Raw genomic sequence first — 23,607 nt, forward strand, 5'->3', positions numbered from 1 at the left:
GTTTATACTAACGATTCTTTTACACAAATTCAAAGTATATATGTGCGCTTAACTTGTCTATTTGTTAGATTAAATTTTCTTATTAATGTACTCTTATAGCTATATAAGACATTGCTTATTCAAAAATGTTCTTTCAATATGTTAATTTGTTTGATTAGAGAAAATTCTGCTATTTTTTATACATAAATTAAGATTTTATATAGTTTTAATATGGAATTAAAATTCCTTTTATTTTCTCACGTTGCATTTTCCCCACATTAAGTTACAATAAAAATATAAATTTTTGTCAAAAGGAGGGGCGGTATGCTAAAGCTTGAACCAATCGCGCATATACGAAGCGACTTTCCTACAAAATTCGGTATTCCCCGCCAAAGCGGACTGGTTGGGGATACGCGCGCTTCTATCATTTTTACCGAACCATACAGGAAGCCTGAAGCGCTGAGGGAACTTGAGTCGTTTTCTCATATTTGGCTTCTATGGGGTTTTTCAGAGGCATGCCGCTCTTCATGGTCGCCCACAGTGCGTCCGCCGCGGTTAGGCGGCAACGTCCGCGTAGGCGTATTTGCCTCCCGCTCTCCCTACAGGCCTAATCCGATCGGCCTTTCTTCCGTGAAGCTTGACTTGATCGAGCTGGAAACGCCGGACGGGCCGGTTATTCATGTGCTGGGGGCCGATCTTATGAACCGTACGCCGATCTATGACATCAAGCCCTATATCCCGGGCGACTGTCATCCGCAGGCGGCCGCTGGATTTACCCGGAGCTTGGAGGATGCTCCTCTTCAGGTAGCAGATTCTGAAAAATATTTGGAGCCTTTGCCACCGGAGGATGCAGCGGTGATCCGTTCCCTGCTTTCCTATGACCCCCGCCCCGGATATCATCACGACCCGGACAGGATATACGGCATGGAATACAAAGATTTTGAAATCAAATTTTCCGTCCGAGGCAGTCTCTTAACAGTCCGCGGCGTGTGCCGGCGAACGCAAGAGCAATAAAATATCATACCTGTATTTTTCTTGTCCGAATTTAGAACAGAGCCTGATATTTCCCATAAAAATTTTTCTTTGTGGTATAATAAGAATATCTTATGAGGAAGCGCTGCCTGCTTCCATCAAATAAAGAGAGAGAAGGTGTTCGTATGATTTGTAACAATTGTAAACAAAGCTATGACGATAGTCTGAATGCCTGCCCGTATTGCGGTGCAGTCAAAATGCCAACAGCCGAATCTGCCGCACCGCAGCAGTCACCGCAGCCACAACAGAACCAGCAGGCTTATACCGCCTATCAGCAGCAACCATACGGCCAAGTACCGCAGGTGCAGACTGCGCCGCCCGCAAAGGGTCCCGCAACGACCAGCCTTGTGTGCGGCATCATCGCCATTGTTTTGGGCTGTCTTGTTCCGATTGCCGGTATTATTCTTGGTATTATAGCGGTCGTCACAGGAAACAAGGCAAAGCGCATATTGCCCCCAGAGCAGCGCGGTTCTGCAAATGCAGGCTTCATCTGCGGAATCATCGGTATTGTGGTCGCTGTGATTTTTTGGATCATCAATGCTGTCATTATCTCGTCACTGACCTCATTTTTGTATTATTGAGGAGGCAGTATGAAAAAAAGAATATCTGTCTTTTTTCTTCTGGTTCTTGCGTTTCTCCTGTGCGCGGCAGGCTGTGCCTCCGCCACGGCTCCGGTCGTCAAAGTCGGAAAGGAGTCGATTCCCTCCCTGTATTCCGTTGTCGGTGAAAAAAAGATCACGGGAACTTCCACGGGCGTAGGAACCGGAGGTGCAGAGGTAGAGCTTACCTATCAAGGCGTGTCTTTGGAGGAACTGAATTCTTATATTGAAGCTCTCGTTTCCGACGGTTATATGGTCACGCAGGAGGCACAGGCCTCCGGAACCGCTCAAAGCTATCAGATTGGGAAAGAAGCCTCTTCCGACGGTTATATTATCCTAATCAGTTTCCTGTTCGAAAACGGCGGCAGCACCGTCATTCACTATACGGTCGCTCAGGGAACCATTATGCCGGAAACCGTTACCGGCTGAATCAAAAAGCTGTGTTTTGGCGAAAAAGGCACAGCTTTTTTCTTTTCCGTTGTTTCATCTATGTTCTTTTTCCTTATTATAGAAACAGAAAACAAACGATCGAAGGAGGCTTTATATGGAATTCAAGCAGGAAAACGGCCGTATTTATGCGGAGGACGATAATGGAAGGCTGATCGCCGAGATCACTTTTCCGGAATCAGCGCCCGGAACCGCGACAATCGACCACACGTTCGTCTCCCCTGCTTTGCGCGGCAAAGGTGTTGCAGGGGAATTGGTGCAAGCGGCTCTTCGTCAGATTGCCGAAAGCGGAAAGCAGCCTGCTGCCACATGCCCCTACGCCGCATACTGGCTTAAGACTCATCCTGAATATTTGGGAAAGCTTACAGGCCTTTAAAAAATCCATTTTTGTTATTTTTTTCAAAAAATAACATTTTGTTTGAAATTTTTTAAAAATACTTGCAGGAATTCCAATACGGGTGTAGAATGTATATAATAAGAAAATCATACAGGAAACCAAAATATAAAATGTTTAAGAGGTCGGTTTTCGGGTATGATAATAGTAAAGCAGGATGGCTTCGGCGGATTGTGATCCGGAAGATCGTCTGAATCGGCAAAGAAAGGGCGTGATACCAATGTACGATGTTGAATGCGTTAGGTTGGGCACGCATACACAATTGCAGGGATAGGCTTTGAGGCTGCACGTAAAGGACCACGGAAAAGGATTTTTGAATTGGTTCTGACAGTTTGGAAATATCCGTGGCGGCAGAAATACGCTGATGGACCGCTGAGACAGCGGACGGAGAGCGTGGATTCTGCGGCAGAGCTGTAAAGAAAGCTTAGTGGAGGCGCCAAAAAAAGCAAACGTATCGCGGGCGTTGTAGCCGCATGGGAAAGCCGCTTGTCGGTTTAAAGGTGTATGTGGTGCCGGAAAAGTGCAGGCTGTTTGCAAAGAATGCCATATTGGATGTGCCGGTTGGTACGTAAATATAAAGTGAGAGATGCTGCGTATCAATGTGGTGGTCGGCAGGAACCGATGGGAGATGCATGACCCGAAGATATTGGCAGAGCGCAGGACTGTATAAGTAAAAGTGAATGTAAATAGTGATGATAGAAGCGGGGTCTTGAAATAAGACCCCGCTTTTTTATTTGAACACACGGGACTATAAAAAATACGGCTTTCACCCATGAAAGCCGTATTTTTTGCTATAGCATTTTACTTGCATGCGATCTTCCACCACAGCTCCTGAAGCGGCGGGATGCGTCCGATCATATCAGCTTCCAGCATACTCCAGATGACGCCGCGTTTTGGCCGCGGATATTCATGTCTTGTCGCAATCACCTTTGTGGGAGTCACAATATAGTCGATCGCCGTATCAAATTCGCGTACTTCAACGTCAACATCCATGATTTGGCAGTCGTGTCCTACTGCAATGAGCAGCGAGGAGTCATCTACCAGCCCTGCCGTATAGAGCATAGCCCACTCAAGGTCAAAATATCCATGCCCTTTTCCGAAACGGATACCGCCCGGCGTGATCGCGCTCGCACCCGTCACAAGCAGATCGATATGGCCTACCTCCTGCTTCAGTACATCCAGTGTGCAGTGCTTCCAATAACGCTGTACACCGTCGAGCGTGGAGGCAAACTCTTCTTTCCCCTCCGGTACCATGCCCGGCTTGACGATAAAGAAGCCGCGTGAAATGCTGTAATTTGTCATCACAAGCGTTTTCTTATCGAGCAATATCTTTTCGCGCAGATATTCGAGATTATTATCCGGCGTGACAAAAAGAACGTCCGCCTGCTTATAGAAATCCTGCTGGACGAAGAGCTCCGCATTCTTGTCGCTTCCCTCATAATCCGTGATAAATTCAGCAAAATTAAAACTGAAACGGGAATCCGGCTTCGCTACCTTGCGCAGTTCCTCCCAAATCATCATACGTGCCGTTTTCGCATCTAATTTTCCGCTCATAACCATTCTCTCCTATTTCCAAAATGTCTTATTCTTAATGTCTTTGATAAAATAGTATATCTGAAAGGCAAATACCCCGATCAGCGAGAACAGACATATATAGAGTAATACTGTGAGAAATAGCTCCGAATACATAACGTCTCCTCCTTATAATTCCTTGATATTGGTCTTCAAAAGTTCAAAATCAAATTCCTTTTTGCATGCGATATGACCGATGATCGTAATGACGGTAGATACGGCAAGCGCAAGAGAAAAGCTTGTAAAGGATTCTCCCATGACATAGAAAGGCAAGCCCACCGCAATACCCGCGATCGTTGCAAGCGCCGCCGCTGTTCCGGATATCCGTTTGGAATACAGGCCTGTTATCGTTGGAACGACTGCCGCTGAAGCAAGCAGGTCTGCAAGCAGCAGTGTTTGAAGCACAGAGGGCTCGAACGATGCGATGATAAGGCCTGCGATACCGATCGCTACTGCTCCGATCCGCCCGATGCGCACCATATTTTTTTCGCTGATATTTCCTTTCTTCAGCGGACGTGCGATATCGATGGATACGATCGACGAGAATCCACTGAGGGCATCGCCGCCTGTGGAGGAGGCCGCCACCACGACAACGAGGCAGAACAGCATCACCGCCCATTCCGGAAGCGCAGTAGCAACCGTCATGCCGGAAGCGATGGATGTATGCGGAACATCTACTCCAAGGCCGACCGCAAACAGTCCAAGCGCTGCTGCAACGATCGTCATCGGAAACACCATAACAGCTGCGCTGATGAGAGATTTTTTGATGACTTTCTGATCCTTGGCCGTATATATCCTCTGCCATAGCGTCTGATTCAAAAGCTCTGCCGACACCACGCCTATGATGATCATCGCCGCAAACTCCAGTCCTGCCTCATCGAAGATATTCAGGAAATTCGGAGATACAGCTTCTATCGCCCCATATATCTGGGAAATACCGCCTACATCAAACAGGCACATAAATGCAGGGAAGAAAAGGAGCGGCGTAACGAGCAGGGATTGCAGCCCCGCAGTAAAGATCGTGGCCGTAACACCCCCGAACGATGCAAAATAAATGGTGGGTATCCCAATCACGATGATGCTCAAAAGCATGGGAACTCCCGCCACATATTTGAACATGATGGCCGCGCCGATCATATTGGAAATAAACAGAATGAACATATAAATAATGGATACCGCAAGGGATACCACATACATAAATTTTCCATACCGCGTATTGGTATACTCGCCGAGCGTATGTCCTTCCGGAATCATAGTTTTGATCCGTTTAGAAATCGGAACAAAGACGATAAACGCAAGCGAGATCGCCAGCGCATAGCCTATCATTGCCGTCACGCCCGTGGTATAGGCCGATTCCCCCGGCGAAAAAATGAGCCCTGTTCCAACCGCATAGGCGATAAAAGAAGCCGTCATAAAGCCTGTGGAGATATTCCGTCCGGCGGTAAAATAGGCTTCCTCGTGTTTCATCTTTTTCTTTGCGAAATGCGTACCTAAAATGGCGATAACGATTCCGACTGCCAAAGATAAGACGATCAAGATGATGGCAAAACTATTCAATGCATTCCCCCCAATTCGATGCCATGGAGCAGCTTTGCCCTCCGTCCGCTTTCCCGCGGCAGGATATCTGATATCTGCTCCTAAGCTTAAAAATATTAAAAAACCGCAACATGTTAGATTATATAAAAAAACCGCTCACGGCGCAACCCATTTTCGAATAATGATCGATCTTTATATTTTTTCTTTCGGCATGCCTCGAATAATATTTCATTTCTTTTCGCGTTCTATTCTTCCGTTCCTCTTTTATTATAGAAATAGCAGGGAATCTATATTCGAGATTTGTGAATCCAAAATTTTAATTTTTTACGCCCAAGAGAATGCGGGCATAAAAAATCCCCCATGCGTACATGGGGGATTTTTGCAGAATATTTATTTCTCTTCCGCGAGGTTCTTATAATATTCGTAGCGTTCTTTCGCTTCCTCTTCCGATTTCTCGAACAGCTTCTCCGCCGTTTCCGGGAAGAGCTTCTTCAGAGATTTGTACCGCGTCTCGCTCATGATAAAGTCGCGGAAGCTTGCCGTTGCCGGCTTGGAATCGAGCGTGAACGGATTCTTGCCCTCTTCTTTCAGCAGCGGGTTGTAACGATAGAGCTGCCAGTAGCCTGCTTCCACCGCACGCTTTTCTTCCTGCTGCGACTTGCCCATGTTGATGCCGTGGTTGATGCACGGCGCGTACGCGATGATGAGGGACGGACCCGGATAGGCTTCCGCTTCCTGCATCGCTTTCAGGAGCTGGCCCTGATTTGCGCCCATCGCAACGCTTGCAACATAGACGTAGCCATACGTCATCGCAATTGCGCCGAGGTCTTTTTTCTTGACCTTCTTACCGGACGCCGCAAATTTCGCAATGGAGCCGGTCGGCGTGGATTTGCTTGCCTGTCCGCCCGTGTTGGAGTATACCTCCGTGTCGAGCACGAGGACATTCACGTCTTCGCCAGAAGCGAGGACATGGTCGAGACCGCCGTAACCGATATCGTATGCCCAGCCGTCGCCGCCGAAGATCCAGACAGATTTCTTCACGAAGAGATCTTTCTGAGCCAAGATCTTCTTGCAGGTGTCGCACTTGTCGGCAACCTTTTCGAGCGCCGCTTCAAGAGCCGCCGCCGCGACTTTGGACTCATCGCCCTTATCCGCGGCTTCAAGCCATGCTTTCATGGCCTCAACCACTTCCGCATCCTTTTCGCCGGGCGCGTCGATCGCCGCCTGTACCTGCTCTTTGAGGGCATTCCTGCGCGCCGTGAACGCAAGATTCATGCCATAGCCGAATTCCGCGTTGTCTTCGAACAGCGAGTTTGCCCAAGCGGGACCTTTGCCCGCGTCGTTTACCGTATACGGGCACGTCGGAGCGCTGCCGCCGTAAATGGACGAGCAGCCCGTCGCATTCGCCACCGTCATCCTATCGCCGAAGAGCTGCGTTACCAGCTTGACATACGGCGTTTCTCCGCAGCCTGCGCAGGCGCCGGAGAACTCGAACAGCGGTTTTAGGAACTGGCTTTCCGGAACCGTATTCTTCTTGAATTCGATCTTCGGTTCAGGCAGCGCCGCTGCGAAATCCCAGTTGGCAGCCTGTACCTTTTCCTGTTCTGCAAGCGGCTTCATGATGAGCGCTTTTTCCTTTGCCGGGCAGATGTCCGCGCAGTTTCCGCAGCCCGTACAGTCGAGCGTGGAAACCTGCATGCGGTAGTTATAGCCCGCCTTGCCGCGTGCCGGCTTCGTCTTGTAGTCCGCCGGAGCGTTCTTCAGGTCTTCGTCTGTCGCAAGGAACGGACGGATCGCCGCGTGCGGGCAGACATACGAGCACTGGTTGCACATGATGCAGTTGTCGATCTGCCATTCCGGCACCTTGACCGCGATGCCGCGTTTTTCAAACTTCGTCGTACCCGTCGGAACAAAGCCGCGCGGATCGAATTTGGAAACCGGAAGCTCGTCGCCCTTCTGTACGAGGATCGGGTGGATCACGTCGCAGTAATATTCATCGTCCGGCAGCGCGAGGCACGGAGCGCCCTCCGTCGTGGTCGCCCAGCTTTCCGGATATTTCACTTCTTCTACGGCCATGCCTGCATCGACCGCTTTATAGTTCATGTTGACGATATCGTCGCCTTTTTTGCCATACGTTTTCTTGATCGCCTGCTTCATATATTCGATGGCGTCAGCCTCCGGAATAATGTTTGCGATCTTGAAGAAAGCGGACTGCATGACCATGTTTGTCCTGCCGCCGAGGCCGATCTCGCCCGCGATCTTGATCGCGTCGATGTTGTAGAACTTCAGCTTCTTCTGTGCGATCACATTTTTCATCGCCGCCGGAAGCTCGTGCTCCATTTCCTCAAGCGTCCACGGGGAGTTCAGGAGGAACGTGCCGCCCTCCTTGATGCCTTCGAGCACGTCATAACGAATGACGTAGGACGGATTGTGGCACGCCACCATATCCGGCTGCGTAATAAGATATGCAGACTGGATCGGAGATTTTCCGAAACGCAGGTGCGAGATCGTGATTCCGCCGGACTTCTTGGAGTCATAGGAGAAATAACCCTGCGCATACATGTCGGTATGGTCGCCGATGATCTTGATGGAGTTCTTGTTCGCGCCGACCGTACCGTCGGAGCCGAGGCCGTAGAACTTCGCGCTGAAGAGGCCGTGCGGGGAAGAATCGATCATGTCTTTCACTTCGAGAGACGTGTTCGTCACATCGTCCGTAATACCGACCGTGAAGTGGTTCTTCGGAGCGTCCTGCTTCATGTTGTCGTAAACCGCCTTTACCATGGAAGGCGTGTATTCTTTGGAGCCGAGGCCATAACGTCCCGCATAAACCTTGATGTTTGCGCGGCCCGCTTCAAAGAGCGCCGTTACGACGTCTTCATACAGCGGCTCGCCGAGAGAACCGGGCTCTTTCGTTCTGTCGAGAACGGTGACCTTCTCTGCCGACGCCGGGATCGCAGCCACGAATGCGCTTGCATCGAACGGGCGGTACAGACGCACTTTCACGAGACCATAGCTTTCACCCTGCGCGTTGAGGTAGTTGATCGCTTCTTCCGTTACGTCGCAGGAAGAACCCATCGTGACAACTACGTTCTTCGCATCCGGCGCACCGACATAATCGAACAGATGATACTGGCGTCCGAACATCTTCGCGAACGCATTCATCGTCTCCTGTACGATAGCCGGAGTGGCCAGATAGTATTTATTCGCAGCTTCCCTGTTCTGGAAGTAGATGTCCGGGTTCTGCGCCGTGCCCTGCTGGTGCGGATGATCCGGATTCATGCCGCGCGCACGGAATTCTTCGATTGCTTTCCAGTCGACCATTTCAGCCAATTTATCATAGTCGAGGAGCTCGATCTTGGAGACTTCATGAGACGTGCGGAAGCCGTCGAAGAAATGTACGAACGGAACTTTCGCTTTCAGAGTGGACAGGTGTGCCACTGCAGCCATATCCATCGTTTCCTGTACGGAAGCGGCGGCGAGCATCGCAAAACCCGTCTGGCGCGCAGCCATTACATCGGCATGGTCACCGAAGATAGAAAGCGCATGCGCGGCAAGCGCCCTTGCGGAAACGTGAAATACGCAGGGCAGGAGCTCGCCGGAGATCTTATACATGTTCGGGATCATAAGCAGCAGGCCCTGAGACGCCGTAAACGTAGACGTAAGGGCACCAGCAGCAAGCGAACCGTGAACGGCACCCGCGGCGCCGCCTTCAGATTGCAGCTCGGAGATTTTCATCGTCTGCCCGAAGATATTCTTTCTTCCCGCCGCAGCCCATTCGTCGCAGGACTCCGCCATTGGCGAGGAAGGAGTGATCGGGTAAATCGCGCCGACATCCGAAAACGCATATGCAACGTGCGCGGCAGCGGTATTACCGTCGATTGTTTGTTTTGCCATTCTTATTGACCTCCTGATTTTAAATTCATATCAAAATATTCGCAACAGTATAATTATAGTATTGAGAGCACCGAAAAGTCAAGGCACGGCGCGGCTTTCTCCCCTTTTTTTACATTTTTTCCCTCCCTCTTCCCCATTCTGTTTTTTTATCCGTATGTACGTACATTTTCCATTCGCAGCGCCCCGCTTTTTACTCCCCTCTCTCCACATATCCCGCTTGTGCTTCCGCCCTCCGTATGCTATACTGAAAATACAACAGAAAAATGTGCAGAGTAGGTTTTGCGCGTTAAGTGTGCCGGGATGGGATGTCGCCCGGTAACGAAAAGGCTATATGTCTTGCGGTGCAAAACCGCGTCCGCTGCTCACAAAAGAAGATCGCTTCGGGCAGCGTTCCGGTCTGCCCGGCTGACAGCCTTTCTTTTGTAGAAGCGTTGCCATTTTTACGAAAGGGAGGTTATTTTTATGTCCAAAATCAGTCCGAAAACCCTGCGCATCGTGTATTGCGCAACCTTTATCGCCATTGCCGTCGTTGTCGGCAGCTTTCTGTCCTTTTATGTGACGGAAAGTATCAAATTCAATCTTGCGCCCGTTATCATCATGCTGACCGGCGCGGTCCTCGGCCCTATTTACGGTGCTGCGGCCGGCGGTGTGACGGACGTACTTTCGTTTCTCATCGGTACGGCTGCGAAGCCCGGCCCGTATTTTCCGGGCTTTTCCGTTACGATGGTTCTCTACGGCCTTATTGCCGGGCTGCTTTTCTACCGGAAAGACCGGCAATCTGAAGTTCCCTCCATCGCGAAAATATCCCTCGGAACCGTGCTCATCCAGACGATCTGTTCACTGCTCATCAATTCTTTCTGGACCTATTTCCTGTATGGCCCCAGTTATGCCGTGGTGCTTGCGGCGCGTATTCCATCCACCTATATCATGTGCGTCGTATATGTCGTTTTGATGTGTATCCTGCTGAAAAACAAACAGCGAATGTTCCGTTCGCTGTATGCGCCTGCGGGAAAATAGCCGTTAAAACAAAAAGGAGCGGTACATCCACCGCTCTTTTTTACTGCACGGAAAACGCAGGAAACGTGAAAGGCCGGTTCTTTCGAACCGGCCTTTCAAAAAATAATAAAAGGGTGGGGATTGACATATCTTAGTCTCCTAAGATATGGTTTTATTTTATACTACATTTCCCCATATTGCAAGGGATATTTTGTAAATATTTTATGAACCGTCCTGCTCGCTTTTCGCTTCGGCAAGCCTGCGCAGCACATAGTTCGGCAATGCAAAGCAGCCGCGGTGGAGCTCCGTATTGTAGTAATCCGTATGCAGCCCAAGCGCATTCCATGCCTGTGCATCGAAGCAAAGCGGCTCACGGTCTTTTGAGGCAAAGCCGAACAGCCAGTGGCCGGACGCATAAGTCGGCATGTGGAACTGATAGACCCTGCATACCGGGAACACAGACGACAGCTTTTTGTGAGCACGCTCCATTTCGCGCGCGTCTCCCTCATAATAGGGACTTTCGTGCTGGTTGATCATGATGCCGCCGGGCGCGAGAAGCCGGGCACAGTCTTCATAAAACGCCTGTGAGAACAGCCCTTCGCCCACGCCGACCGGGTCTGTGGAATCCACCAGAATAAGATCGTAACTCTCCTGCGCGTTCCGCACGAACGCAATGCCGTCACAAAAATGAAGAGATACACGCGGGTCATTCAGCCTACAGGCAGTCTGCGGGAGATACTCTCTGCATAGGTCGACGACCATTTTATCGATCTCTACCATATCGATGTGCCGGATACCGGGATACCGCAGAAGCTCGCGGACCGCGCCGCCGTCTCCCCCGCCGATGATGAGCACATCTTTGATATCCGGGTTGACTGCCATAGGCGGGTGCACCAGCATTTCATGGTAAATAAATTCATCCCGTTCAGTCAGCATAATAAAGCCGTCCAGCGTGAAAAAGCGTCCGTATTCATAGGAATCGTAAAAATCGATCTTTTGAAATTCGCTTTTCGTATCGACAAGATGCTCTTTGATCTTAATGCCGAATTTTGCCGTTTCCGTAAAATATTCGTAAAACCAATCATTTTTTGAAATTTCTGCCATAAAAGATCTCCTTCATTTCCCGCTCTAGATTCCGCTCGATGCGCGCCCGCGTCTTTTCTTTCAGGTCCGCCGCATCAAGGTTGAAAAGATAATTGTCGAGATCGTATTCCTTTAGGACCATACTGGTATGGAAGATGCGCTCCTCATACAGATTCACGTCATAGGTCTCATATTTTTCCAAAATATACCCCGGGATATAATCTTGGATGGACATGATGTCATGATCTAAAAACACCTTGCCTCCGTCCTCCGTGCGCGTGAAGCCGCGTACCCGGTAGTCCATTGTGATGATGTCGGAATCAAAGCTTGTGATAAGCTTTTCCAGCGTTTTGAGCGGCGATATCTCCCCGCAGGTGGAAACGTCGATATCTGCCCGGAATGTGCATATACCATGCTGCGGATGGCTCTCCGGATAGGTATGTACGGTAAGATGGCTTTTATCGAGATGCCCTACGAGGCTTGCCGGCATATCCTCTTCTGCAATGAGCATCGTGACCGACGCCCCCTGCGGCTCATAGTCCTGCTCCGCTATGTTGAGCACCCGCGCGCCGATCCTGCGCGCAACGTCCATGAGTATTTCCGTCAGGCGCTTTGCGTTATAGCATTCATCGATATATTCGATATAGCTGTGCCTGTCCTCTTTTGTATTGGCATAACAAATATCATATAAATTAAAGCTCAATGTTTTCGTCAAGTTGTTGAACCCATATAGTTTCAGCTTTTGCAATAATACTTCCGCCCCCTGTCTGCTCTCCGCGCGTTCTGCGCATCTCCTATTATATATCAGCCGCGCAGAAATGAAAACCGGTTCCTGCGAATGCAGGAACCGGCCTTTCCCTACAAAAATCATGCTTCCGTATCTGTCGTCTCCTTTGCCTGCGCCGCTTCCTCCGCTGCAGGCGCATGACCGAAACGGTATTCGATCTCTTTCCCGCGTATTTCGGCGATCTGCATCATCTGCGTGACCGTCACAAATTTATACCCCTCTTCCTTGAGCGCCGGGATAATGCGCTCGTATGCGTCTATCGTCGTCGCGTGGATATCATGTGAAAGGACGATGCCCCCGTCTTTCACATAACCGCCGTTGTCCGTTCCGTTGACAACATGGTCATATACAGTATCCGCATCCTTATATTTCCAGTCCTCCGGATCGACCGACCACAATATCTGCTCGCGGCCGATCTGCTGCGCCAATTCCTCCGTCATGGACCCGTACGGCGGACGATCGATAAGCGCCCGCAGGCCGGTCGCGGCTTCGATCGCATCATTTGCCTTTCCGTATTGGTCCACCATGATCTCATCAAGTGAAAGCTTCTTCAAATCTTTATGGTTCCAGCTGTGCGTACCGATCTCATGTCCTTCATCGTATACACGCTTTACAATATCCGGATATTCTGCTGCATTCGTACCGACCATAAAGAAAGTCGCCACCGCATCGTTCTCCTTCAAGATATCGAGCAGGCGCGGCGTGTTTTCCGGATGAGGACCGTCATCGAAGGTAAGCGCAACAACTTTATCGTTCAGCGGGTCGATCCCCTCAAGGCTGTCCGGCTCCATATATCCCTCCTTGGGCTGTATCTGCGTGAGCGCGGAGGTGAACTCCGGCGTAGGCTCGGGAGTCGGCTCCGGGGTCGGCGTAGGCGTTGCCGCCGCTTCCGCTGACGGGCTTTCCGCGGGAACCGCTGTGATCACCGTCGGCGCGGCGGAGGGCGCCGCACTTTCCGTACTGCCGCAGCCAACCGCAAAAACAACGGCTGTCAATGCTGCGAGTATGATAGAAATGAATTTTATTTTTTGCTTCATGCATTTTTCCTTTCATATTTTTGAAGAAATCATTTTTTATTATCGTATACTTTCCAATCGGTGTAAACGCCGCACACCCTGTTCTGCACCGGAGTCCTTTCCCGGCAATACGGGCCAATTTAAAACAGTCCTCCGTTATATCTGAATTGAGCGTACAGCATGAACGCGATCCCGGCCGGAACGCCGGCTGCCAGAATCAAAAAGAAAGCTTCCGAGGCGAAAAGCATTCGCAATATTGCTGTTGCGATGGCCGAAGCGCCGATGATGAGCGTTCCGTTTCCCATCAGCTTTCCATATTTCGGGATATTCTCCTCAGCTACCCGCTGCCTCTGATACCAATGGATCGAGGAGATATTTCCCTTTCTGTTGAGTATGCCGAGCACACACAAAAGTGCGCCTAAAATGAGCAGCGGTACCGTTTCCGTCATTCCTCCGCAGCTGCCTCCGCTCCTGCGGCAGGAGCGCTCTTGAACAGATAGCCGAACGAACCGCCTCGTATCTCGGCGATCTGCATCATCTGCGTGACCGTCACAAATTTATAGCCCTGCTCTTTCAGTGCGGGAATGATGCGTGCATACGCGTCTACCGTAGATTGGTAGATCTCATGGGAAAGTATCACCGAGCCATCCTGCACCACACCGCCGTTCCAGCCGTCCATCACATGCTCATAGATCGTATCGGCATCCTTATATTTCCAGTCCTCCGGGTCGACCGACCAGATTATTTGTTCCCGGCCGATCTCTGCCGCCATTTCCTCTTCCATTCCTCCGCCGACCGGCCGGTCAATGAGAGCGCGCAGACCGGTCGCCGCCTCGATGGCGTCATTCGCCTGCGCATACTGCGCGAGCCGTTCATCCGCGCTCAGCTTTGTCCAGCTTTCAGTCGGGTGGTTATAGCTGTGTGTACCGATCTCGTTTCCCGCCTCATACGCGCGCTTCACGACATCCGGATATTGCTCCACAAGATTGCCTACCACGAAAAACGTGGCTACCGCGTCATTTTCTTCCAGAATATCCAAGAGCTCCGGCGTTTTGACCGGGTTGGGGCCGTCGTCGAACGTCAGCGCGACGACTTTATCGTTCAGCGGGTCGATCCCTTCAAGGCTCTTTGCCTCCATAAAGCCTTCTTTTGCCTGAAGCTGCGGGATGTTCGTCACGCTTTCCGGCGTGGGTTCGGGAGTCGGCTCCGGCGTGGGCGTCGGTTCTGCCGTCGCCTCTGCCGCGGGCTCCCCGGCCGGCCCTGCCGTGATGACCGTCGCCTCTGCGGACGGTTCCGTATTTCCTGCGCCGCAGCCTGCCAGAGCAAAAATGCACAGCAACGCGGCTAAACTAACACAAACGAGCTTTTTCATGATCCATATCCTTCTTTTCAAAATGCTTGCCTCATAGATTATAATACAGATGCATCAGAATTGTAAACTTTAAAAAATTACCATTGTATATCAAAAGGCCGCGGGTCGTTTCCGCGGCCTTTCGTTCCGTTTTCATTCATTTTCCCCGCTTGGCTCCAGCGCGCTGTAAAATTTAAGACTGCTCATATCCTGCCCCCGCGCCTCAGCGATCTGCATCAGTTGGGTGATCGTCACAAATTTGTATCCCTGATTTTTAAGCTCCTTGATGATACGGTCGTATGCGTCCACCGTCGTTTCGTGGATATCGTGCGACAAGATGACGCCTCCGTTGGAAAGATAGCCCTCCACTTCCTTTGCTCCACCGCCGTCGCCGCCGTTCATCACATTGGAATAAAGAATGTCCGGATCGCGGAATTCCTTCACCCAGTCTTTCGGGTCCATAGACCAGATGATCTGCTCTCTCCCGATAGATGCGGCTTCTTCCTCTGTGATCGCTCCTCCCGGAGGCCGGTCGATGATCGTGCGCAGACCTGTCGCTGCCTCAATGGCATCATTGGCTCTTGTGTACTGGTCGAGCTTTTCCCCGACTGAAAGCTTCGGCCAGTCCTGCGGATGGTTCCAGCTATGCGTGCCGATCTCGTGCCCCTCGTCATAGACCCGTTTTACGATATCCGGATATTTTTCCGCGTTCTGTCCGAGCATAAAGAATGTGGCTACAGCCCCATTTTCCTTCAGAATATCAAGAAGCTCCGGAGTAAGCGTTTCATGCGGACCGTCATCGAACGTCAGCGCGATGACCTTATCATTCAGCGGATCGATCCCCTCGATGCTTTTGGCAGACATGAACCCGTCCCTCTGTCTGATTTGGTAAATGTCCGTATCCGCGGGACCGGCAGGAGCCGTTTCTCCCCCCTGCGCGTCCGCTGCGCTTTCCATCCGTATCCCGCCGAGGACCGCCTCTTTGCGTTCCGCATTCAGCAGGTCCGTCAGCCTTTCCAGCGGTATCCCGACTTCAAAAATCCCGGCAGAGGCAGGCGCGACCGCACCGCCGTCAAAAAAGAACAACATTTTTTCCGGCGTCAGCGCGAAATCCCCATAATTCTCCGCAGACGCTGCCGTACCGCCGGAAAACAGGCTTTCGTCCATGCTGCTTTTCAGCACCTCATTATTTTGCAGGTACCCCTGCGTAAGCTGCGCGACCGTTTCGAGATATTCCTGCTGCGTATCGAACAGGTCTTCAAGGGAAAGCTCTTTTCCCTGTGCAAGGTCGTAAACAAAGGTGTCGACCGCTTTCGTTTCGTCCTGCCCGTCGAGCGCGGACTCCGCCGTAAATTTGACGCTGACGATAGTGCCGTCCGCAGATGTATACGGCTTATAGGTCAGAACGAACTCGCACGTTCCGCCGTTCGCTTCCGCTGCCGTCCGAAAGGCTGCCGCCGCGTTTTTAGCGAACGCCTCCAGTGTGTCCGAAAAATCCGGCGCTGCTTCCACAACCGGATAATCGGCTGAGATCAGGATATCCCCGTCCGTTTCCAAAATATGCCCGCTCGTCATGCCATCCGCCTGTTCGATCTGCCTGCTTGCCGCAGCAGCCTCAAACCGGCTCTTATCATTCTGTGCGCTGCCCGCGCACCCAGCTGTTCCCGCAAGCGCAAATGCCGCCGCGGCAAACAGCGCGATCCATTTTCGTTTCATCCTTTGCTCCGCAATCAGGCCCCGCCTGTTTTTTATCATTATATCACAGCCGTGCATTCCGTCAAAACCGGTTTTCGATTTTAATGGGGCTCCGTTTGTAATCTCTTTCAGGATATGGTACGATACTGACTGACAGGCGGGTGCGGTATGGATTATTCGAAAAAGGGCCTATGGGCTTTCTTGCCAAACAAAAAACAGGAAAAAAAGCCGGTGGACGTTTTTTACATCTATCCGACTATTTACGCGCATCCCTTCCAGAAAAAGCGCCATCACATGAGCATGAAAAACCCCGTCTATCTTTGGGTCGCCAAGGGGATGGCTGCATGGCAGGGCCAGCTTTTCGCACGGCATTGTAATTTTTATGCGCCATATTACCGGCAGCTCGGCATGGAAAGCTTTAAAATGCCGCTTCCCGAAGTGATGCGCGCGGAGCGTATGCCGTATGAAGACGTGCGCGACGCATTTTTTTATTATTTGGAGCACTATAACGAGGGCCGTCCTTTTATTCTGGCCGGGCACAGTCAGGGAAGCGCCGTCCTGCTGCAGCTCATGCGCATGGAATTCTCGGAACCCGCGCTGCAGGAAAGGCTGATTGCCGCCTATCTGATTGGTTTTTCCCTCACCCGGCGCGATTTTGAGCGGTATCCGCACCTGCATCTTGCACAGGCCGCAGACGACACGGGGGTCATCATTTCGTATAATACGACGGCAAGGGGGCTTCCCCTCATGCGGTTTATCCGTCCGGATTCCGTATGCGTCAATCCGCTCAACTGGAAGCACGACGGAACGTATGCGGATAAATCCCAAAATGACGGTGCGGTGCTGTTCCAGTTCGGGAAAAAATTCAAATATGAGGTTCCGCATTATACAGGCGCGTACGTCGATGAAACGCGCGGCGTGCTGATGATCGATGACGACGCGGCCTACGAGCTTTACCGCGCGCGCTGGTTCCTTAAAAAATTTCTTATGAACCGCGGTTCCCTGCACATGCTTGACATCGCGCTGTTTTATAAGAATCTCGAACGGAACGTTCAGGAACGCACTGCCGCTTACCTCGGGAGGCTTGTACATTCCTCCGGCCCTGCGCCTGAAAAATAAAAACGCAGTAAAAAACTGCCTGCCGGAAAAACCGGCAGGCAGTTTTTGTTCCAAGGATCTTTTACAGAATGTGGAAATTTACGATAAACGCCGCGAATACAACGGATACCATGGAAAGCAGCTTGATCAGAATATTGATCGACGGACCCGACGTATCCTTGAACGGATCGCCTACCGTGTCTCCGACAACAGCAGCTTTGTGCTCTTCCGAGCCCTTTCCGCCATGCGCGCCGCTCTCGATATATTTCTTGGCATTATCCCATGCTCCGCCGGAATTGGACATCATGACCGCAAGCATAAAGCCGCAGCCCGTAGCGCCCGCCAGCATGCCTACGACCCCGCTCGGTCCGAGGATCACACCTACGAGGATCGGCGCGACAACCGCTACGATCGCGGGAGGGAGCATCTGCTTCTGCGCACCGCGCGTACACAAATCGACGCAGCTTTCGTAATCCGGCTCCGCCTCACCCGTCATAAGCCCCTTGATGGTCTTAAACTGGCGCCGCACCTCCATAACAATGCTCTGCGCCGCCTTGCCGACCGCGTTCATCGTCATCGACGAGAACAGGAAGGGCAGCATGACGCCCACCATAAGGCCCATCAGAAGCGGTGGGTTCATGATCGACAAATCAATCGTGCCCGCGCCGGGTATTTTGGCGACTTCGTCCGTAAAGGCCGCAATGAGGGCAAGCGCCGTGAGCGCAGCACTGCCGATCGCAAAGCCTTTTCCGGTAGCCGCTGTCGTATTCCCGAGGGAATCAAGAGCATCTGTGCGTTCCCGCACCTCCGGCGGCTGACCCGTCATTTCGGCAAGGCCGCCGGCATTATCCGCAACCGGGCCGTAGGCATCCGTCGCAAGTGTGATCCCGAGCGTCGAAAGCATGCCGACCGCCGAGATGCCGACACCGTAAAGTCCCATGTTGAACGTGCTGTCCGCGGGCGCTCCTGCCGACGCTGCAAAATAGCTGATGAGCACGCTTGCCACAACGACGATAACCGGAACTGCCGTGGACTTCATACCCAGCGCAAGACCGCTGATAATCGTTGTTGCCGGACCCGTTTCCGTAGAATCTGCAAGCTTTTTCGTCGGCTTATAGCTGTCACTTGTCATATATTCCGTATAGTAGCCAATGATGATGCCCGCCACAAGGCCGGACAGGATCGCGAAGTAAACGCCGATATGCTCCGGTCCGAGCACATAGCGCACCAAGAAAAAGCTGACCACCGCGATGATGACCGCGCTGATATATACGCCCTTGCGCAGTGCAAACAGAAGCTCTTTCTGCGACGCACTCTCTTTCGAGCGGACAAAAAACGTACCGATGATGCTGGCGATGATGCCGATCGCCGCCATTGCCATCGGGAGGGAAACGCCCTGTACGCCGAGCCCCGCCGCCACGGCAAGCGCAGCAGTCGAAATAATGGAACCGACATAGGATTCATAGAGGTCCGCGCCCATGCCCGCGACGTCGCCGACATTGTCGCCGACGTTATCCGCGATGACGGCAGGGTTGCGCGGATCGTCCTCCGGGATCCCCGCTTCCACCTTGCCGACGAGGTCCGCGCCTACGTCCGCGGCTTTCGTGAAAATACCGCCGCCCACACGTGCAAACAGCGCCATACTGGAAGCGCCCATACCAAAGGTCAGCATCGCGCTCGTGATCTCCGCGATGCGCTCCGCTTCAGGAAGCCCCGCATAGACCGCGTTCAGGATATAATACCAAATGGATAAGTCCAGAAGTCCGAGGCCTACGACGACCATCCCCATGACCGTTCCGCTTGAGAACGCGACGCGCAGCGCTGCGTTCAGGCTGTTCGTAGCTGCGTTTACAGTACGGGAGTTTGCGTAGGTCGCTATCTTCATGCCGATGAAGCCGGAAAGTCCGCTGAAAAATCCGCCCGTCAGGAATGCCACCGGAACGAACGGAGAGATAAACCCGGCGACCGCCATAAAGATCAAAATCACGCATACGACCGCAAAGAAGATCGCAACGCCCTTATACTGGCGTTTTAGGTAGGCATTTGCCCCCCGCCTGATCGCACCGGCAATTTTTTTGATCTTTTCACTGCCTTCGCTCTTTTTCATGACGCCTTTTCCGGTGATAAGTGCAAAGAGCAACGCAACGACCGCACCGATAGGCGCCAGAATCACAAGATTCATAAATACTTCTTCCTCCTTCTCAATGATTTTTTATGAAAATTGTATATGAAAATCTAATCAAAAATCCAAATTCTCCGACAGTATATAGTATAGCTCCTTTTTTTAACTTTTTAAAGTGTTTTTCCCAAAATCATCCGCTTTTTTTGCGTGTTTTTTGCAAATTTCACATTTCTGTATATATGGGTTGACAGAGGCTCTTCAGAAAAATAAAATAAGATGAGAATCGTACTAATACGCTTCATACAGAAAGAAAGGACAAATGACCGTGCTCACGCTCGACCCCGAATCTAAAACACCGATTTATTTACAGATCGTGCAGGAGATGAAGACCCTCGTTATGACGGGCAAGCTGCATCCTCACGAGCAGATCCCTTCTGTCCGTAAAACAGCAAAATCTCTCGCCGTCAATCCCAACACCGTGCAAAAGGCCTACGCAGCTTTGGAGCGCGAGGGGATCCTCTATTCCGTGACGGGGAAAGGCGATTTTGTGGCGGATAATGCCGCGCGCATCAAAGAAATGCGTAAGCAGGAGATCCGCGAGATGTTCCAGCGCGTAACGCGGGAAGCGCGGGATTCCGGCCTGTGGATCGATGAAATTTTTTCGATCGTGGACGAGGCCTATTCCGGGCGTTAGACCTGCATACATCCAAAACGCCGCGGTCATGCAGAAATGCTCGCGCGGGACTGCGCCGTTTTTCGTTTGAGCAGTTCTCAAAATCAGGATATAAAAAGCCGCTTCATTGGGAAGCGGCTTTTTGCAGAATATTTTTTATTTTTATTTTCTTTTTTTTGAGAGCCTCCACACAGACAGCGTACAAAAAACTGCCGCAGCTGCCAGCATCACCGCTACACAGACGGCGACGGTCGTTTCCTTTCCATCAAAATCAAAGGTCACGCCGAGCTCCGTATGGAATTCCTGCAGTACGTTTTGAGGCGCGCCGTCAAAGGATACCGCTTCGGGCTGCCGCATCATCACAGTCCGGAAAAAGGAGGCCGAATAGGACACCGGGAACACCTTGACGATTCCCTGCACCGCTTCAGGCAGGCTTCCGACCGGAATATACACGCCGGTGAGGAAGCCGATCAGCGTACCTACGACTGTGCTTGCCGTACCAAAAGCATTTTGACTTTTAAAAAACGAGACGATAAACAGCATCATGGAGCCCGAGGACAAAACAGAAAGAAATATTCCCCCGATAACCGCGAGCATATTCCCCATAGAAAGCAGCTTACCGCCCGCGCAGACGATGAAGACTTCTCCTATCACCAGTGCGATCAGGCTCATGATAACGCCTACTGCAAACGCACAGAGGATATAGCCGCCTGCAAGGCTCCCTCTGCCGAGCGGAGACGCCGTAAAATCTTTGATTACCTTATTCGCACGGTCTTCCACCATGATTCCAAGCGCACCGAGCGTAGACGTTACAGATATCACTGCGAGTATCCCCGCAATGATCCAGCTGTTCATCAAAAAATCGATCTCCGTCACGCTTTCCATTCCCCCGGTGATCGTATCGCCGAGAAATACCGCATACAGTGCGATAATGATAAAGACGGCAAGCAGAGAGAAAAATACCGCGCTTTTATCCCGAAAAAATATCTTCAGATTCCGCTTCGCCATTGCCCGCATGTCAATCCCTCACTTCCGTTCCCGTAATATTCAAAAAAACGTCGTCCATCGTTCCCCGCCGCACCTCAAAGCCGGCGATCTCCTCCCGGCAGCTTTCCAATATCCTGATCGCATCCGTCGTATGCTTCAGACGTACGACAAGCTCTCCTCCTGTTTTCTGAAAGCGCACGCCGCACCGTTTTAGAAGCGCGGCAAGCGCCTCTTCTTTTTGAGGAGCGATCCTGAGTATATCCCGCGTATAGGTTTCCTTGAGCTCCGCAGGCGTTCCTCCTGCAAGAATACGGCCATGATCCATAATGACGATATAGTCGGCCTGTGCCGCTTCTTCCATATAATGTGTGGTCAAAAACACCGTCATGCCCCGTTCTTTTTGAAGCAGCCGAACCGTCTCCCACACCCGGCGCCGGGTCTGTGGGTCAAGCCCTGTCGTCGGTTCGTCGAGAAACAAAAGCGGCGGCGTATGAATCAGTGCCCGCGCAATATCCGCCCGCCTCCGCTGCCCTCCGGACAGCTTTCCGTAGGGACGGTCTAAAAAGTCCGTAACATCCGCCGCCTCCGCTGCCGCCTTGGCCGCATTTTCCAGCGCAGACCGCTTCATGCCATAGAAGCTGCCGCGCAGCATCAGATTTTCCCGTACCGTAAGCAGCTTATCGAGAACGCTGTCTTGAAATACGATGCCGATCTCCGCGCGGATAGCCATATCGTCCCGTCCCAAAATATGCCCGCCTATTCGGACGGTTCCCGCATCCGGAGCCGTCTGGGCAGAGAGAATCTCGATCGTCGTTGATTTTCCGGCGCCGTTTGGCCCTAAAAACGCGAACAGCGTTCCTTTTTCTACCGAGAGATCGATCCCCCTTACGGCATGTATGGTTCCATAAGATTTTTTCAGTCCCTCTGCTTCAATAAGCTTCGTCATACCTTTTCCTTTCGTTTTGGCGATAGGTTATATTGGTATATTATCAATCAAAAAAGGCCGCTTCAAGCGGCCTTGCGTAAGATGCATTTTTTCTGCGGTGAGATACATTGAAGAGCCTTATTCCTCTTATTCCAAAAACAAATGAAACAAATAAGATACTGGGAATACGAGAATCAAAGCAGGCAGCATATTGACTGCCCGAATATCCTTTATTTTTGCGATCGCGAAGCCGAGCGCGAGCGTCATAAGGCCGCCGACCGCAATGAAATCCGCCAGCATTGGTTCGCTGATAAGCGGCATGACGAACCTGCTGGCATAAAAACAGGCCGCGAGGATCAAAAACTGCGGGATCACAATGATGAGCATGGCGGCACCAAGCACTGCAGCAAAAATAAGCGAGGCAAAAATATCCATCGACGCCTTTGACAGCAAAACCGTAAAATCTCCCGTCATTCCCTCGCTGAATGCGCCAAAGATATTGGTTCCGCTGGCGCAGAACACCGCCGCCACTGTCACATAAAAGTTCATATATTCGCGCCGGTCTCCCTCAACCTGAAAATGCATGCGCGAAATCGCTTTTCCAAATATCCCCTTTATTTTATCGTCAAACCGCAGAAGCTCACCTATGAGCGTTCCTAAAATAAGCGACAATATTACCGCCGGAAGAGAGGACAGCTTGATAAGAGAAACCATTCCAATGGCAATCGCACAAATACCGAACACAATATTGAGAGGTTGAATGATGCGGGACGGCACCTTATCTTTGATTTTGGCTCCAACGAGCCCGCCTGCTATGATGCAAAGGCAATCGATCATGACTCCAACCGGCATAGATAAGCACTTCCTTTTTCTTGATTTGAAAAGACGCTGTAATATAACACGCCGTTTTACAGAAGTCAAGTGTAAAACGGTCCTGCGGACTCCTGCCGCGGGCCGTTTGCCGCTTTTATACCTATTGCCGCCGTATCCGCCAAGTATACGGACGGTCATTTCCTCTTCATTTTTTCGATCTGTTCATTAATATGCTCGGCGTCCGCCTTTGTCTTGACGGCAAGTACGCCGTAGGTCGCAAGATAAACAACGCCGATCATGCCGAGGACAATGGGCACATAGGGCGCTTCGAGAGGAATAAAACCCGTCGGGCCGCCGATCAGGAATACGACCGCAATGATATCGATCAGGCTCACCGCCGCCTGCAGCATCGGACTGCTGATCGGCAGCCTGTCGGTAAAAAACATCAGCACCGCGATACATGTCGTCATCAAAAAGAGCATCAGTACCGCCTCCGGCGCTACGGCCGCAAAGCCGATCGTAATCGAAAGCACCGTATATAAAAGTATCAGTACGGTAAAGGAAATGCAGTCCATCGTAACATAAAATTTGAATTTCTCCATCTTTCC

At 51.4% G+C, this 23,607-nt stretch carries 21 protein-coding genes and 1 riboswitch; of the genes, 7 read left to right on the plus strand and 14 right to left on the minus strand.

Annotation, left to right across the window (positions count from 1 at the left end):
- Positions 1–303: 303 nt before the first annotated feature.
- From tsaA to PUP29_RS06520, 4 genes are all read left to right on the plus strand, one after another.
- Entirely contained in the window at positions 304–993 is a 690-nt protein-coding gene (gene tsaA / locus PUP29_RS06505) for a tRNA (N6-threonylcarbamoyladenosine(37)-N6)-methyltransferase TrmO (RefSeq protein WP_079546666.1), read from the plus strand.
- A gap of 143 nt (positions 994–1,136) precedes the next feature.
- Complete coding sequence (locus PUP29_RS06510; RefSeq protein ID WP_353422728.1) at positions 1,137–1,592, plus strand: hypothetical protein; 456 nt, start codon at positions 1,137–1,139, stop codon at positions 1,590–1,592.
- Positions 1,593–1,601: 9 nt separating this feature from the next.
- Positions 1,602–2,039 carry a hypothetical protein gene (locus PUP29_RS06515; RefSeq protein WP_353422730.1) on the plus strand — a complete coding sequence of 146 codons (438 nt, stop codon included), beginning with the start codon at positions 1,602–1,604 and terminating at the stop codon, positions 2,037–2,039.
- A gap of 115 nt (positions 2,040–2,154) precedes the next feature.
- On the plus strand, positions 2,155–2,433 hold the full coding sequence (locus tag PUP29_RS06520; protein WP_079546663.1) for a GNAT family N-acetyltransferase: 279 nt from the start codon (positions 2,155–2,157) through the stop codon (positions 2,431–2,433).
- An 819-nt stretch (positions 2,434–3,252) separates the two neighbouring features.
- On the opposite strand, the gene PUP29_RS06525 is transcribed toward PUP29_RS06520, so the two are convergent.
- The 3 genes from PUP29_RS06525 to nifJ form a co-directional block, all read right to left on the minus strand.
- Entirely contained in the window at positions 3,253–4,005 is a 753-nt protein-coding gene (locus tag PUP29_RS06525; RefSeq protein WP_353422731.1) for a 5-formyltetrahydrofolate cyclo-ligase, read from the minus strand.
- A gap of 147 nt (positions 4,006–4,152) precedes the next feature.
- Entirely contained in the window at positions 4,153–5,580 is a 1,428-nt protein-coding gene (locus PUP29_RS06530) for a sodium:solute symporter family transporter (RefSeq protein ID WP_079546661.1), read from the minus strand.
- 369 nt (positions 5,581–5,949) lie between these two features.
- Positions 5,950–9,453: a pyruvate:ferredoxin (flavodoxin) oxidoreductase gene (nifJ, locus tag PUP29_RS06535; RefSeq protein WP_353422732.1), complete on the minus strand. Its 3,504-nt coding sequence runs from the start codon at positions 9,451–9,453 to the stop codon at positions 5,950–5,952.
- Positions 9,454–9,719: 266 nt separating this feature from the next.
- A riboswitch (THF riboswitch) is annotated at positions 9,720–9,816 on the plus strand.
- 99 nt (positions 9,817–9,915) lie between these two features.
- On the opposite strand from nifJ, the gene PUP29_RS06540 reads away from it, so the two are divergent.
- The gene (locus PUP29_RS06540) at positions 9,916–10,470 is read left to right on the plus strand and encodes a folate family ECF transporter S component (RefSeq protein ID WP_353422734.1); all 555 of its coding nucleotides are present in this window, start codon (positions 9,916–9,918) and stop codon (positions 10,468–10,470) included.
- 201 nt (positions 10,471–10,671) lie between these two features.
- Here PUP29_RS06540 and speE read toward each other — a convergent pair whose 3' ends face one another.
- The 6 genes from speE to PUP29_RS06570 form a co-directional block, all read right to left on the minus strand.
- Positions 10,672–11,553: a polyamine aminopropyltransferase gene (speE, locus tag PUP29_RS06545; protein ID WP_353422736.1), complete on the minus strand. Its 882-nt coding sequence runs from the start codon at positions 11,551–11,553 to the stop codon at positions 10,672–10,674.
- Complete coding sequence (speD, locus tag PUP29_RS06550; protein WP_353422738.1) at positions 11,531–12,280, minus strand: adenosylmethionine decarboxylase; 750 nt, start codon at positions 12,278–12,280, stop codon at positions 11,531–11,533. The genes speE and speD overlap by 23 nt, the downstream gene beginning before the upstream one ends.
- Positions 12,281–12,399: 119 nt before the next feature.
- The gene (locus tag PUP29_RS06555; protein WP_079546656.1) at positions 12,400–13,356 is read right to left on the minus strand and encodes a polysaccharide deacetylase family protein; all 957 of its coding nucleotides are present in this window, start codon (positions 13,354–13,356) and stop codon (positions 12,400–12,402) included.
- A gap of 119 nt (positions 13,357–13,475) precedes the next feature.
- Entirely contained in the window at positions 13,476–13,784 is a 309-nt protein-coding gene (locus PUP29_RS06560; protein WP_079546655.1) for a hypothetical protein, read from the minus strand.
- Positions 13,781–14,728 carry a polysaccharide deacetylase family protein gene (locus PUP29_RS06565; RefSeq protein WP_353422740.1) on the minus strand — a complete coding sequence of 316 codons (948 nt, stop codon included), beginning with the start codon at positions 14,726–14,728 and terminating at the stop codon, positions 13,781–13,783. The genes PUP29_RS06560 and PUP29_RS06565 overlap by 4 nt, the downstream gene beginning before the upstream one ends.
- Positions 14,729–14,839: 111 nt before the next feature.
- Positions 14,840–16,402: a polysaccharide deacetylase family protein gene (locus PUP29_RS06570; RefSeq protein ID WP_353422742.1), complete on the minus strand. Its 1,563-nt coding sequence runs from the start codon at positions 16,400–16,402 to the stop codon at positions 14,840–14,842.
- Between the two features lie 147 nt (positions 16,403–16,549).
- Here PUP29_RS06570 and PUP29_RS06575 point away from each other — a divergent pair, with 147 nt between their 5' ends.
- The gene (locus PUP29_RS06575) at positions 16,550–17,500 is read left to right on the plus strand and encodes a DUF3089 domain-containing protein (protein WP_353422744.1); all 951 of its coding nucleotides are present in this window, start codon (positions 16,550–16,552) and stop codon (positions 17,498–17,500) included.
- 61 nt (positions 17,501–17,561) lie between these two features.
- Here PUP29_RS06575 and PUP29_RS06580 read toward each other — a convergent pair whose 3' ends face one another.
- Positions 17,562–19,661 (minus strand): sodium-translocating pyrophosphatase, encoded by a 2,100-nt coding sequence (locus tag PUP29_RS06580; RefSeq protein ID WP_079546651.1) that lies wholly within the window; start codon positions 19,659–19,661, stop codon positions 17,562–17,564.
- A 259-nt stretch (positions 19,662–19,920) separates the two neighbouring features.
- Here PUP29_RS06580 and PUP29_RS06585 point away from each other — a divergent pair, with 259 nt between their 5' ends.
- Complete coding sequence (locus PUP29_RS06585) at positions 19,921–20,295, plus strand: GntR family transcriptional regulator (protein WP_079546650.1); 375 nt, start codon at positions 19,921–19,923, stop codon at positions 20,293–20,295.
- Positions 20,296–20,436: 141 nt separating this feature from the next.
- On the opposite strand, the gene PUP29_RS06590 is transcribed toward PUP29_RS06585, so the two are convergent.
- The 4 genes from PUP29_RS06590 to PUP29_RS06605 all read right to left on the minus strand — a co-directional run bounded on the left by PUP29_RS06590 (position 20,437) and on the right by PUP29_RS06605 (position 23,601).
- Positions 20,437–21,291 carry an ABC transporter permease gene (locus PUP29_RS06590; RefSeq protein ID WP_079546649.1) on the minus strand — a complete coding sequence of 285 codons (855 nt, stop codon included), beginning with the start codon at positions 21,289–21,291 and terminating at the stop codon, positions 20,437–20,439.
- 1 nt (position 21,292) lies between these two features.
- Positions 21,293–22,207, minus strand: coding sequence for an ABC transporter ATP-binding protein (locus PUP29_RS06595; RefSeq protein WP_079546648.1), 915 nt, complete (start codon positions 22,205–22,207; stop codon positions 21,293–21,295).
- A 126-nt stretch (positions 22,208–22,333) separates the two neighbouring features.
- The gene (locus PUP29_RS06600) at positions 22,334–23,038 is read right to left on the minus strand and encodes a DUF554 domain-containing protein (RefSeq protein WP_079546647.1); all 705 of its coding nucleotides are present in this window, start codon (positions 23,036–23,038) and stop codon (positions 22,334–22,336) included.
- Between the two features lie 155 nt (positions 23,039–23,193).
- Positions 23,194–23,601 carry a hypothetical protein gene (locus PUP29_RS06605; protein WP_353422747.1) on the minus strand — a complete coding sequence of 136 codons (408 nt, stop codon included), beginning with the start codon at positions 23,599–23,601 and terminating at the stop codon, positions 23,194–23,196.
- Between the last annotated feature and the right edge of the window lie 6 nt (positions 23,602–23,607).

Source organism: Christensenella massiliensis, assembly GCF_040409835.1.
Classification (GTDB): domain Bacteria; phylum Bacillota; class Clostridia; order Christensenellales; family Christensenellaceae; genus Christensenella; species Christensenella massiliensis.

What these genes read in the sequence shown, in the direction of transcription:
- tsaA (WP_079546666.1), top strand. Translation starts at nt 304, where the DNA reads ATGCTAAAGCTTGAACCAATCGCGCATATACGAAGCGACTTTCCTACA.
- PUP29_RS06510 (WP_353422728.1), top strand. Translation starts at nt 1,137, where the DNA reads ATGATTTGTAACAATTGTAAACAAAGCTATGACGATAGTCTGAATGCC.
- PUP29_RS06515 (WP_353422730.1), top strand. Translation starts at nt 1,602, where the DNA reads ATGAAAAAAAGAATATCTGTCTTTTTTCTTCTGGTTCTTGCGTTTCTC.
- PUP29_RS06520 (WP_079546663.1), top strand. Translation starts at nt 2,155, where the DNA reads ATGGAATTCAAGCAGGAAAACGGCCGTATTTATGCGGAGGACGATAAT.
- PUP29_RS06525 (WP_353422731.1), bottom strand. Translation starts at nt 4,005, where the DNA reads ATGAGCGGAAAATTAGATGCGAAAACGGCACGTATGATGATTTGGGAG.
- nifJ (WP_353422732.1), bottom strand. Translation starts at nt 9,453, where the DNA reads ATGGCAAAACAAACAATCGACGGTAATACCGCTGCCGCGCACGTTGCA.
- PUP29_RS06540 (WP_353422734.1), top strand. Translation starts at nt 9,916, where the DNA reads ATGTCCAAAATCAGTCCGAAAACCCTGCGCATCGTGTATTGCGCAACC.
- speE (WP_353422736.1), bottom strand. Translation starts at nt 11,553, where the DNA reads ATGGCAGAAATTTCAAAAAATGATTGGTTTTACGAATATTTTACGGAA.
- PUP29_RS06555 (WP_079546656.1), bottom strand. Translation starts at nt 13,356, where the DNA reads ATGAAGCAAAAAATAAAATTCATTTCTATCATACTCGCAGCATTGACA.
- PUP29_RS06560 (WP_079546655.1), bottom strand. Translation starts at nt 13,784, where the DNA reads ATGACGGAAACGGTACCGCTGCTCATTTTAGGCGCACTTTTGTGTGTG.
- PUP29_RS06570 (WP_353422742.1), bottom strand. Translation starts at nt 16,402, where the DNA reads ATGAAACGAAAATGGATCGCGCTGTTTGCCGCGGCGGCATTTGCGCTT.
- PUP29_RS06575 (WP_353422744.1), top strand. Translation starts at nt 16,550, where the DNA reads ATGGATTATTCGAAAAAGGGCCTATGGGCTTTCTTGCCAAACAAAAAA.
- PUP29_RS06580 (WP_079546651.1), bottom strand. Translation starts at nt 19,661, where the DNA reads ATGAATCTTGTGATTCTGGCGCCTATCGGTGCGGTCGTTGCGTTGCTC.
- PUP29_RS06585 (WP_079546650.1), top strand. Translation starts at nt 19,921, where the DNA reads ATGACCGTGCTCACGCTCGACCCCGAATCTAAAACACCGATTTATTTA.
- PUP29_RS06590 (WP_079546649.1), bottom strand. Translation starts at nt 21,291, where the DNA reads ATGCGGGCAATGGCGAAGCGGAATCTGAAGATATTTTTTCGGGATAAA.
- PUP29_RS06595 (WP_079546648.1), bottom strand. Translation starts at nt 22,207, where the DNA reads ATGACGAAGCTTATTGAAGCAGAGGGACTGAAAAAATCTTATGGAACC.
- PUP29_RS06600 (WP_079546647.1), bottom strand. Translation starts at nt 23,038, where the DNA reads ATGCCGGTTGGAGTCATGATCGATTGCCTTTGCATCATAGCAGGCGGG.
- PUP29_RS06605 (WP_353422747.1), bottom strand. Translation starts at nt 23,601, where the DNA reads ATGGAGAAATTCAAATTTTATGTTACGATGGACTGCATTTCCTTTACC.